A 12,050-nucleotide genomic window follows, 5' to 3' on the forward strand; every position below is an offset into this window, starting at 1 on the left:
GCCCAGTGGCACGCCACCCCCGCCCCGCCGTTCGGCAGCGCGGCCAGCACCGGGAGGTCTCGCGTACGGCACAGCTCCGCCACCCCCGCCCGCGCCGCCTCGCCCGAGGAGAGGACCTGGCAGCGGGCGTGGAAGCGGCAGCCGGCCGGGATACGGGACGGGTCCGGGGGCTCGCCCGTCAGGACCACCGGTTCGTCCCGCGACTCCGGGAGGACCGACAGCAGCGCTTTCGTGTACGGGTGCCGGGGCGCGGTCAGCACCTCCTCCACCGGGCCCGACTCCACGATCCGGCCCAGGTACATCACCGCCACCCGGTCCGCGATGTTCCACGCGAGGCCCAGGTCGTGCGTCACCACCAGGGCGGACAGGCCCAGCTCGTCCCGCAGGCGCAGCAGCAGCGCGAGGATCTCGCCGCGTACGGAGGCGTCCAGCGACGCCACCGGCTCGTCGGCCACGATCAGTTCGGGCTCCAGGACCAGCGCGCCGGCGATCACCACGCGCTGGCGCTGACCGCCCGACAACTCGTGCGGATAGCGCAGGAAGAACCGCTCCGGCGGGCGCAGCCCGGCCCGCGAGAGGCCCTCGGCCACCGCAGCCCGTTCGTCGCCCCTGTAGCCGTGGATGCGCAGGCCCTCGGCGACCGCGTCGTACACGGTGTGCCGGGGGTTGAGCGAACCGCTCGGGTCCTGCAGCACGAGCTGCACCCGCTTGCGGTACCGCTTCAGCGCGCGCGAGGCGTAGTCCAGCGGCTCTCCCCCGAACGTCACGCGGCCCGACGTCGGCGGCACCAGACCGAGCAGCGACCGCGCGAGGGTGGTCTTGCCGCAGCCCGATTCGCCGACCAGGGCGACGATCTCGCCCGTACCGATGTCGAGATCGACCCCGTCGACCGCCCGCGCGGAGGGCCGGCCGCGCCGCCCGGGAAAGGCGATGTGCAGCCCGGCAGCCGACAGCAGGGGAGTGGTGGTCATGCGCGGCTCCTCGGTGCGGCCCCGGCACACTGCACCGGGTGACGGAACGGGCGGGCCCGGCACGGGCCGGGAAGGGACGCGGTCACAGCTGCTCCGCCCCCTGCGGACCCACGTGCAGACAGGCCGCCCGATGCGCCTCACCGGCCGTCACCAGCACCTGGTCCTCGGTGGCGCAGGCGTCCACGGAGACGGGGCAGCGCGGGTGGAAGGTGCAGCCGGCCGGCAGCGACGCCGGGTCGGGCGGGTCGCCGGGAAGCCCGCGCGGGGCACGGCGCGACGCCGGGTCCCCGATGCGCGGGAACGCGGCGGACAGGGCCTGCCCGTACGGGTGCCGGGCCGCGCCGTACACCGCCCGCGCGGGGCCCTCCTCGACGATCCGGCCCGCGTACATCACGGCCAGTTCGTCGCAGGTGTCGGCGAGGACGCCCAGATCGTGGCTGATCATCAGCAGCGCGATGTCCTTCTCGGCGACCAGCTGCTCGATCAGCCGCAGGATCTGCGCCTGGATCATCACATCGAGTGCGGTGGTGGGCTCGTCGGCGACGATCAGCCGGGGATCGCAGGCCAGCGCCATCGCGATCATCACCCGCTGGCGCTGTCCTCCGGACAACTCGTGCGGATAGGCGTCGGCGCGCGACACCGGCAGGCCCACGTGCTTCAGGAGTTCTCCGACGCGCGTCCTGGCCTCGGCGGCGGTGGCCTTGCGGTGCAACAGGACCGGCTCGGCGATCTGGTCGCCGATGCGGTGCACCGCGTTCAGCGAGTGCATCGCCCCCTGGAAGACGATCGACGCCCCGGCCCAGCGGACGGCCCGCAGCCGCCCCCACTTCATGGTCAGCACGTCCTCGCCGTCGAGCAGGATCTCGCCGGTCAGCCGGGCGGAGGCGGGCAGCAGCCGCAGCAGGGCGAGGGCCAGTGTCGACTTGCCACAGCCCGACTCGCCCGCGACGCCGAGCTTCTGCCCGGCGGCGAGGGAGAGGTCGACGCCGCGTACGGCAGGAACGGCGCGTGTTCCGGAACCGTACGTCACATGGAGGTTCCTGACCTCTAGCAGGCTCAACGCGCCACTCCCAGCTTCGGGTTGAGTACGGACTCGATCGCACGCCCGCACAGGGTGAAGGCGAGTGCGACGAGTGCGATGGCGATCCCGGGCGGGGCGAGGTACCACCAGTGGCCGGAGGACACCGCGCCCGCCTCGCGTGCGTCCTGGAGCATGCCGCCCCAGGAGACGACGGTCGGGTCACCGAGACCGAGGAACGCGAGCGTCGCCTCGGTGAGGATCGCGCTGGAGATGCCGAGCGTGGTCTGGGCGAGCACCAGCGGCATCACATTGGGCAGGACATGCCGGTTCATGATGTGCCCGTGTCCGCCGCCGAGCGCCTTGGCACGCTCGATGTAGGGCCGGGACTCCACCGCGATGGTCTGGGCCCGCACCAGTCGCGCCGTCGTCGGCCAGCTGGTGACGCCGATCGCGATGACGACGGTCCAGATGTTGCGTGACATCACGGTCGCGAGCACGATCGCCAGCACCAGTGTCGGCATGACCAGGAACCAGTCCGTGATCCGCATCAGAACGGTGGAGAACCAGCCGCCGTAGTGGCCGGCGATGATGCCGACGAGCGTGCCGATGGCCACCGACAGCGCGGCCGCCAGCAGCCCCACCGTCAGCGAGATGCGCGCACCCCACACCAGCAGCCCGAGCAGCGAACGGCCGAACTGGTCGGTCCCGAGCGGGAATGCGCCACTCGGCCGTTCCAGTGCCGTACCGGGCGCGTTCGTCACGCTCTGGACGTCCGGGCCGACCAGCAGTGGTGCGGCGAGGGCCAGCGCGGCGATGAGCACGAGTCCGGCGAGCCCGTACAGTCCGGCGCGGTGCCTGCGGTACTCCCGCCAGAAGCGGGCCACCGAATGCCGGCGGCGCGCCCACGCCAGTGACGCTGCGGAACGTGCGGTCTTCTCGACCGGGGTCGTCGTCATCGGCCCACCCGGGGATCGAGCAGCGGATACAGCAGGTCGGCGAGGAGGTTCATCAGGATCATCGCGCCGGCGAACACGACGAAAAGGCCCTGCACGAGGGGCAGATCGGGCACGCTGAGCGCCTGGTAGAACAGTCCGCCGAGGCCGGGCCAGGAGAACACCGTCTCCACCAGGATCGAACCGGCCGCCACATGCCCCAGGTTGATGAAGACCATCGTCACCGTCGGCAGCAGCGCGTTCGGAACGGCGTGCCTGCGGCGCACCGCATCGTCCCGGAGCCCTTTGGCACGGGCCGTCGTCAGATAGTCGCCGCCCATCTCGTCGAGCAGCGAGGAGCGCATCACCAGCAGCGTCTGCGCATAGCCGACGGCGACCAGTGTGATCACCGGAAGCACCATGTGGTGCGCGACATCGGCGACGTACGCGAAACCGCTCTCGTTGCCGGACTCCATTCCTCCGGTCGGGAACATTCCGGGAATGGGGCCGAGCCCCACCGCGAAGACGATGATCAGCAGCAGACCCAGCCAGAAGGCGGGCACCGACCACAGCGTCAGTGCCACACCCGTGTTGAGTCTGTCGCCGAGACTGCCGTGCCGCCAGGCCGAGCGGGTGCCGAGCCAGAGCCCGATCGACGAGTAGATCACCACGGCGACCCCGGTGAGCAGCAGCGTGGCCGGAACCTTCTGGGCGATCAGATCGCCCACGGGCGCGTGGAACTGGTACGACATGCCCAGATCACCCGTCAGGGCATTGCCGCAGTAGTCGGTGAACTGCTGCCACATCGGCTGGTCGAGTCCGAACTGGCGGCGCAGCGCGGCCAGTTGCTCCGCGGACGTCGGCATGCCATGGGTCATGGCCTTCACCGGGTCACCGGGGATGATCCGGAAGAGGAAGAAGCTGGTGACGAGCACGGCGAACAGCGAGATCGCCGCGCCGCCGAGCCTGCCCGCCGCATGAAGGAGATAGGCGCGTAGATTGCCGCTCGCGGCGCGGGCCTCGGGGGCCCGCGCCACAGCGGCCGTGCCGGTCGTGCTCGTGGTGCTCATCGACTATTCACGGTCTTCCGCGGTGGAACGGCGCCGCATCGCGACGAAGAGCCCGAGAGCGGCGGCGAGCACGACGACCGCGCCGATACCGATCACGGCACCCGTCGAGGAGCCGCCTCCGGAACCGCTGCCCTCTCCCGCGGCGGGCTCGGCCGACCACCAACTCCAGTAGCCGTCCTGGCCGTAGATGTTGCCGGCGGCCTCGGGCATCGTCGTGATGGACTTGATCTGGTCGGTACGGTACGCCTCGACCGCGTTCGGATACGCGAGGACATTCATGTAGCCCGTGTCGTACAGCCGCGCCTGCATCTGCTTGACCAGCTCGGCGCGCTTGGCGGGGTCGTACTCCGCGGCCTGCTTCGCGTACAGCTCGTCGAACTGCTTGTCGCAGATGAAGTTGTCGGTGGCGCCGGTGTCCTTGGGCGTGGCGGGCAGCGCCGCACAGGTGTGGATCGACAGGACGAAGTCGGGATCGGGGTTGACGGACCAGCCGTCGAAGGCCAGGTCGTAGTCGCCCTTGAGCCACGGATCCGAGACGTTGTCGAGGCACTCGACCTTCAGCCCGATGCCGAGTTCGCCCCACCACTCCTGCAGGTACTTGCCGATCGCCTTGTCGTTCGGGTCGGTGGCGTGGCACAGGACGCGGAAGTCCAGTGCCTTGCCGTCCTTGCCGACGCGCTTGCCGGCTGCGGTCTTCCGGTAGCCGGCACTGTCGAGGAGTCTGGCCGCCTCGGCCGGGTCGTAACCGATCTTCCGATCGGCATCCGGCTTCCAGAAGTACGAGGTGAAGCGCGGCGGGATGTAGCCCTCGCCCTCGACCGCATGGCCCTGGAAGACCTTGTCGACGATCGTCCTGCGGTCCGTAGCGTGGAACAGCGCCTTGCGCACGGCCGGGTCGAGCAGCGCCTTGTGCCCGCTGCCGAAGCTGCTGCCGTCCTTGGCCTGCGCGCCGGGGTTCGTCGCCAGCGCGAAGAAGCGGCGGCCGGGGGCGTCGTTGACCTTGATGTTCTCCGCGTTCTTCAGTGCGGCGGCCTGCGCCGGGGTCAGTCCCTGGACGAAGGACACCTCGCCCTTCTGCAGTGCGGCGACGGCGGCGTCACCGTCCTTGTAGTACTTGAAGACCAGTTCGTCGAACTTCGGCGCGCCCCGCCAGAAGTCCTTGTTGGGACGGAGCTTCACATACTGGTCGACCTTGAAGTCCGTGATGACGAACGGGCCGTTGCCGACGATCGGGAACTGCTTGTCGTTGTTGAACTTCGAGAAGTCGCCGACCTTCTCCCAGATGTGCTTCGGCACGATCGGCACGTCCAGGGCCGTCATCGTGGCCTGGGGCTTCTTCAGCTCGATGACGAGCGTCCTCGGGTCGGGCGCGGTGACCTTCTTGAAGTTCGCGGTGAAGCTGCCGTTGGCGGTGGCCGCGTTCTGGTCCGTCATCATCTTGGTGAAGGTCCACGCCGCGTCCTCGGCGGTGGCCTGCCTGCCGTCCGACCACTTCGAGTCGTCGCGGATGGTGTACGTCCACGTGAGCTTGTCATCGGACGGCTTCCAGGCCGTGGCGAAACCCGGGACCGTCCGACCGTCCCGGGGGTCGTAGTTCGTCAGGTACTCGTACGCCAGTCGGTGGATCGAGGTGCTCACCAACCGTGCGGCGAGGAACGGGCTCAGGGAGTCCACGCTCTGCGAGACGGCGACGGTGAGGACCTGCTTGCCGTCCTTCTCTTCTTCCTCCCCGGCTGCCGCCAGGGCGGGGGAGAGCGCGCGTTCATGGGCGCCGGCGTGGGCCGGCGGGACCATCGCGCCGGACATCAGCAGCGCGGAGGCGGCTGCGCTGGCGGCGAGGACCAGTCGGTAGCGGGGGCGTTGCCGGACGGAGCGGGATGGAGCCTTATGGACCATGGGACGGTGACCTCACGTCATGACTCGCTCGGAGAAGACAGATGGGTGATCACGGGTTCGCCAGCTGGTGAAGCGAAGGTTTATCAGGGTGGTCATGCCGCGTCAACGGCCCGTCAAACCACGCGTGGACTGGGGGAATACGACGAAGGCCCACACCGGGAAGCCGGTGCGGGCCCTCATTGGTTCAGACCTCTGCCGCGTTACTGCTGAGGGGGTGGCGGTGCCTGAGGAGGCTGCTGCTGCGGCCATCCGGCCGGCAGTGCGGGTGCTTGCGAATCCGGTTGCCCCATGGCGCCCGGCTGACCCGGAACGGCGGGTGCGCCCGGGTGTCCGGCCGCGGCGGGCGGCGGTCCGGCAGGCGTCGCGGGGGACTGCGCCTGCGACGGCGGCGACTGCTGCCAGCCCTGCGGCGGGTAACCCTGCTGCGGGCCGCCGTAAGGCTGCTGCGGGTGCTGCGGCTGTTGCGTTTGGTGGGGCTGTTGCGGGTACGGCTGACCGGGCATCGGCTGACCGGGGACGGGCTGGCCCTGCGCGTGCGGCTGGCCCTGCCACTGCGGCTGTCCCTGGCCCTGAGGGCCGGGCATCGGCGGCGCGGCCTGCGGCGGCGGATTGCCGTTCGCCGTCCACAGCCCCTGCTGCTGCTGAGCACGTGCGAAGTCCTCGGCGATCAGCGCCGACAGATTGAAGTACGCCTCACGCGTCTTGGGGCGCATCATGTCGAGGTCGACCTCGGCACCTGCGGCGAGGTGCTCGTCGAAGGGCACCACGACCACACCGCGGCAGCGCGTCTGGAAGTGCTGCACGATGTCGTCCACCTTGATCATCTTGCCGGTCTCGCGCACACCGGAGATGACCGTCACCGAACGCTGCACCAGGTCCGCGTACCCGTGCGCGGACAGCCAGTCCAGCGTCGTCGACGCGCTGCTCGCACCGTCGACGGACGGCGTCGAGATGATGATCAACTGGTCGGCCAGGTCCAGCACTCCGCGCATGGCGCTGTAGAGCAGCCCCGTGCCGGAGTCCGTGAGGATGATCGGGTACTGCCTGCCCAGCACGTCGATCGCGCGCCGGTAGTCCTCGTCGTTGAACGTCGTGGAGACGGCCGGGTCCACGTCGTTGGCGATGATCTCCAGTCCGGAGGGCGCCTGCGAGGTGAAGCGGCGGATGTCCATGTACGAGTTGAGGTACGGGATCGCCTGGACGAGGTCACGGATGGTGGCCCCGGTCTCCCGGCGCACCCGGCGCCCGAGCGTGCCGGCGTCGGGGTTGGCGTCGATCGCGAGGATCTTGTCCTGGCGCTCGGTGGCGAGGGTCGAGCCGAGTGCGGTGGTCGTGGTGGTCTTGCCGACACCGCCCTTGAGGCTGATGACCGCTATCCGGTAGCAGGAGAGCACCGGCGTGCGGATCAGGTCCAGCTTGCGCTGCCGCTCCGCCTCCTCCTTCTTGCCACCGAGCTTGAAGCGGGCGGCGCTGGAGGGGTTACGGCTCGACTTGGGCTTCTGCTTGTTGTTGCGCAGCAGCCGGTCGGAGGAGAGCTCCACGGCGGCCGTGTACCCGAGGGGCGCGCCGGGGACGGACCGCTCGCGCTGGTCGTGCGTGACGGGCGTGGGCCACGCGCCACCGGTCCGGGGGTCGACGGCCTCGCCCTGCGCGCCGGGTGCGCCGGGGACCTGCGGACCGGGTGCCTGGGGCGGAAGCTGTCCGGGGTGGGCCGCCGGCGGGAGCGGCTGACCGGGCTGGGGGTACGGCTGCTGGGCCTGGGGCGGAACGGGGAGCGGAGCCTGAGGGGCGGGCTGTCCCGGCTGTCCGGGGTGTGGGAAGCCGTAACCACCGGGCTGCGGGGTGTGCTGGCCCTGCTGAGGGAAGCCGTAACCGCCCTGTGGTGCGGGGGCGTTGGGTGCGGGCTGTGCCGGTTGTCCGGGCTGTTGTCCCTGCTGCTGTGGCGTCTGGGGGAAGCCGTAACCCCCCTGCGGGGCGGGGGCGCTGGGCTGCGGCTGGCCGTGCTGCGGCTGAGGCGTCTGGGCCGGCGGCGTCTGGCCCGGCTGCGGCTGCTGCGGGAAACCGTAACCACCGGGCTGGCCGGGCGCAGGCGTGGGCCACGGCGCCGGGGGCGACTGCGGCTGAGCCGACTGGTCGGCGGTGGGCGCGGGTGCGGGCCACTGCTGGGCGGGGGCCGGCGCGGCGGGCTGGTACGCGGCCGGCAGCGGCGGCAGCTCACTCTGCGGCGCGACAGGGGCGGGCGCAGGGGCCCACGGCTGGACCTCGGCGACGGCGGCGGGCACGGCGTCCTGGACGTCGTCGGTAGCCGCCTCGTCCTCCGCCGGCGTGACGTCGGCAACCGCGTCGCGGGGGGCGTCGGCGGCGGCGGCCATCTCTGAGGAGTCCGCGGGCTCGCCCCGGTCGTCGTCCGCGTCTGCGTCAGCAACGGCGAGGGACGTCGCGGGCTCGCCCGATTCGTCGTCCTGCCGGGTGGCACCGGTGCCCTCCGAGAGCTCCGCCGCATCGGCGTCGTCGGTGCCTGCGGCGCCCTCGGCGCCTTCCGCGGCCTGGGAGTCCGCGGTGTCCTGGGCGGCGGCGAGCTCGGCCATCTCCCGCTTCAGCGCCGCCGCGGAGAAGCGCATGGTTGCGCCGCTCTCCAGATCGCCGCTCCCGAGGGACTGCGACGACGCCTCGTCCGCCACGGGCGCGACCGGAGCCGCCGGCGACGCCTGCTCGGCCACCGGTGCGGGCGTCGGTGCGACGGGGCCCGGCTCGTGCGCGAAGGCGGCGGGAGCCGGCGGCGGCACGGCGGGGCCCGGCTCGTGCGCCACGGGAGCGGGCGCGGGCGACGGGGCGGCGGGGCCTGGCTCGTGTGCTATGTGCGTCGCGGGCTCCTGCGCCGCGGCAGTCGCGGGCGGCGCCGGTGCCCAGTTCGGCTCGAAACCGCTCCCCGCGGGCAGCCCCGGCACGGCGACCGGAGCGCCCTGCGGCGGAGGCGGGGTGTGCTGACCGGTGCTCCCGCCCGAGGTGTCGCCCGACGCGTTCTGCGTGTACCAGGCAGGTGGGGTGTAGTCGATGGTGAACTCACCCGTCAGCTCGGCGGGCTCCGCGTCGGACTCGTCGACGGGAAGGTTCCAGCCCCCGTGGATGTCGTCCCGATCGCCGTTCACTTTGCCTCCTGGTGTGGTCGAGCACCCTTGTGCCGTCGTGGGTGGGGGCCACCGTTGACTTCCGATCGGCCCGGCTCTCCCCCTGGAGACGCGGTGAAGATGCCCAGAGGTTCTTCTGCCGCGCCCCGACCCACCCTAATCGCCAACAACGCCACTGCGTCAGGCCCGCCCGTCCCCGTCCCCTGTCCCGTACGTCACGCCCTGCCCCCAGGTGACCCCGGTACGCCGGAGCGTGAAGAATCCCGTGGGCAAACCGGTACAACTGCGCCGAGATGTGCGACTGCTCAGTCCATCTGCCGGGCAGTGCCCAACAATCCGGTCTCGGCGTCGGTGGCCTGCGTCATGACGAACCGGCGGTCCCACGACCCCTGCCCGGTCGTCGCGAGCCGCCGGCTCGATGTGAAGAGGCCGATGCCCCGGCGTGGAACGGAGGCCTCAGCGGAGATCGAACTCGCCGTCCCGTGCGCCGAGCACGAACGCGCGCCACTCCGCCTCCGTGTACCGAAGCACCGTGTCCGGATCCAGGGAGGAGCGCATGGCGACGGCGCCGCCCGGGAGGTGCGCGATCTCGACCCGTTCCTCGTCCGGGCTGGTGCCGGGAGGGCCCTGCCACTCGACGTCGGAGATGTCCAGGGCGTACAGCTCGTCCTTCTCCTGCGCGCTCCCCATCAGGGTTCCTTTCGCTACAGCCGACAGCCGACATTCGGCAGCCGGGTGAACGGCCCAAGTGCCTCGTGGCGCCGCGTAGTTCGGCGTCGCTCTCCGTCACCGTGGAACATCCTAGGCCAGTGGGCCGGGCAGGTGGGCGACTTCGGGGACCGCCCTCGGCGAGGTGACGTGGTCGTCGGCGAGCGGCCGTTCACCCCTTCGTGGCGTCCGCCGGAGCATCGCGTCCGCGGACCTCACACGCAGGGTCAGTCCATCCGGCGGGCCACACCGAGCAGACCGGACTCCGCGTCCGTCGCGCTCGTCATGACCCAGTGGCGCTCACGTCCGGCGCACCAGAGCGTGACGCCGTCCGCCAGCGTCGGCAGAGCATCGATTTCGCCCTGGGCAAGCCCCAGGATGCGTCCGATCTGCTGCGCTTCCTGCGGCGAGACCCTCTGGACACCGACCAGCGTCGCGGAACGCAACAACCGCGGCGCCACCGGACTCAGATACGGCAGAAGCGTCAGAACGGACTGCCACGGCGAAGACACCACGCGCCCGCGCGGGGGCCGCATACCGCAGTCGCGCACCACTACGACGGGACTGCCGACGGTCGCACCCATCGGAGGCACACGGCCCACGTCATGGAGCGTGATGCACTCCAGGCCCGCGCCGGCCGCCTGGGCCAGAACGCTCCACTCCCGTGCGCGCCCGGTCTCCACCGCGACCCTGGCGCCGGTGCCCGCCGCCCGAAGTGCCAGTACCTGCGCGGTCCACAGGCCGCCGATCAGCAGCACGTCGTACGGGGTCGAGCGGTGGAAGCCCACCATCTGCGGACGACCCTCGGCGTCGTCGCCGATGACCACGCCGTCGTCGCCCACCGGCAGGGAGAGGGCGCCGAGGTGGTCGGCGGCCATGGTGTGCCCCGCGTGACGCGGGCCGATCAGGCCCCGCAGACCCTTCGACATTCCGGCACGACCCATCACCGAGCACCTCCCAGAGGCATCGTCGCGAGCACGCCGGGCAGCTGTTCGCGGTCCAGTCGCAGCAGACCGACCTTCGCGGTGCGCGCAGCCTGCTCCAACGCGCGCCGCACTCCGACCAGTTCCGTGTCCGAGCCACCCGTGATCCGTACGTGGCCGCCCACGTCCATCGCTCCCTGGCGTGATCCGCGCCGCACGGTGAGGCTGAACGTGGTCGCGTACGCGGGGACCGCGGTGAGCAGCGACACCAGTTTCGGCAGGGGAGCCGCTCCCCGCCCGAGCTCGGGCCACCGGCCGACCGCGTACGTGGTGTGCCACCGGTCGTCGCACCGCCAGACCCGTGAGGTCTCCGCCGTACGGCGCGCGGGTGCCGCGTCGGGCCGCCCGGCGCGGGCCGCCGCGCGCGGACTGGCGCATGCCGCGGTCGCGACAGTGGAGTTCAGCTCTTCCTGATCCAGGACGACGGCCTGGAAGCCCGCTCCGGTGACACGGCTCGCGACATGGTCCGCGACGCGCACCAGACAGCGCTGGGCCCCTTCGAAACCGCCCCCACGGGCCTCCACGGCCTCCGGGCAGAGTTCCGGATCGATCTTCACGGCCACCCAGGTCATCCGCAGCGCGGGCGCGCCCGTCCGGTCCTGGAGCGGCGCGTACGAAAGCCGGGCCACCGACTGCTGGGGGAGGTGGGGCGCCGGAGCCGGACGAACCTGCTGCACCAACTGCACCGACTCGACCACGATGTCGTCCACCGCAAGGGCATCGCCCAGGAGGGAAAGGGGGAGTGCACGGGCGCCGAACGCCGGCCGCAGCGCCGACCCGCTGGCCTCGACGCGCACCACGGCGGTCAGGAAGGTGCCGTCACCCAGCATTCCGACGGTGCGACGGTTCCGGTCGACGAACGGAGAGGGGCGCAGGCCCGGAACGCTCTCGGTGACAGGCGCCAGGGAGAGGTCGGCGTCGGGCGCCGCAGGAGCCGTGCTCCGCCTGCGCGTACGCAACGACATGGCCGTGGCCAGCCAGTCCTGAAGGGCGTGGCCACGGCGGCGGATCACCGCGAGCAGCACCAGCAGCCCCGCGACGACACACGTCGGCACGAGCCACAGACCGCCCAGTGCGAATCCGACCGCGACCAGGGCCAGCGCCGCCTCCACCAGCACCAGTTGTCGCAACTGGAACGGGCCGAGACGGCTGGTGCGCGACAGAGGGCGCAGTGTTGTCACCGCCGGAACGCCCTGCGCGGCAGGCGTAGTCGGCGCATTGCTGCGTTGCCGTCGGGAAGTACCAGGGGCCTGACCGGTGGTCCGCCCGTTCCGCGCACGCGTCGCCGTACCCATCGCCGCGTTGCCCCCTCGTGTCCGTAATAACCAAATTCTTATGGGC

General features: G+C 71.4%; 9 protein-coding genes. All 9 read right to left on the reverse strand.

Annotation, left to right across the window (positions count from 1 at the left end; genetic code table 11):
• Nucleotides 1-971, reverse strand: a 971-nt coding sequence (locus J7E88_RS33525) for an ABC transporter ATP-binding protein (RefSeq protein ID WP_215187247.1), incomplete at its 3' end; no start/stop codon positions are given.
• Between the two features lie 82 nt (nucleotides 972-1,053).
• Nucleotides 1,054-2,031, reverse strand: coding sequence for an ABC transporter ATP-binding protein (locus J7E88_RS33530; RefSeq protein ID WP_251023598.1), 978 nt, complete (start codon nucleotides 2,029-2,031; stop codon nucleotides 1,054-1,056).
• Nucleotides 2,028-2,948: an ABC transporter permease gene (locus J7E88_RS33535; RefSeq protein WP_215187249.1), complete on the reverse strand. Its 921-nt coding sequence runs from the start codon at nucleotides 2,946-2,948 to the stop codon at nucleotides 2,028-2,030. Before J7E88_RS33535 ends, J7E88_RS33530 begins: the two co-directional genes overlap by 4 nt.
• Nucleotides 2,945-3,994, reverse strand: coding sequence for an ABC transporter permease (locus tag J7E88_RS33540; RefSeq protein WP_215187250.1), 1,050 nt, complete (start codon nucleotides 3,992-3,994; stop codon nucleotides 2,945-2,947). Before J7E88_RS33540 ends, J7E88_RS33535 begins: the two co-directional genes overlap by 4 nt.
• 3 nt (nucleotides 3,995-3,997) lie before the next feature.
• Entirely contained in the window at nucleotides 3,998-5,890 is a 1,893-nt protein-coding gene (locus tag J7E88_RS33545; RefSeq protein WP_215187251.1) for an ABC transporter substrate-binding protein, read from the reverse strand.
• A 200-nt stretch (nucleotides 5,891-6,090) separates the two neighbouring features.
• Nucleotides 6,091-9,039 (reverse strand): SCO5717 family growth-regulating ATPase, encoded by a 2,949-nt coding sequence (locus J7E88_RS33550; protein WP_215187252.1) that lies wholly within the window; start codon nucleotides 9,037-9,039, stop codon nucleotides 6,091-6,093.
• A gap of 435 nt (nucleotides 9,040-9,474) precedes the next feature.
• Nucleotides 9,475-9,708, reverse strand: coding sequence for a DUF397 domain-containing protein (locus J7E88_RS33555; protein WP_215187253.1), 234 nt, complete (start codon nucleotides 9,706-9,708; stop codon nucleotides 9,475-9,477).
• Between the two features lie 245 nt (nucleotides 9,709-9,953).
• Nucleotides 9,954-10,670, reverse strand: a complete 717-nt coding sequence (locus tag J7E88_RS33560; protein ID WP_215187254.1) for a hypothetical protein — start codon at nucleotides 10,668-10,670, stop codon at nucleotides 9,954-9,956.
• Nucleotides 10,670-12,004: a type VII secretion protein EccE gene (gene eccE / locus J7E88_RS33565; protein ID WP_215187255.1), complete on the reverse strand. Its 1,335-nt coding sequence runs from the start codon at nucleotides 12,002-12,004 to the stop codon at nucleotides 10,670-10,672. The genes J7E88_RS33560 and eccE overlap by 1 nt, the downstream gene beginning before the upstream one ends.
• Between the last annotated feature and the right edge of the window lie 46 nt (nucleotides 12,005-12,050).

The sequence above is a fragment of the Streptomyces sp. ISL-10 genome (assembly GCF_018614575.1).
Taxonomy (GTDB): Bacteria; Actinomycetota; Actinomycetes; order Streptomycetales; family Streptomycetaceae; genus Streptomyces.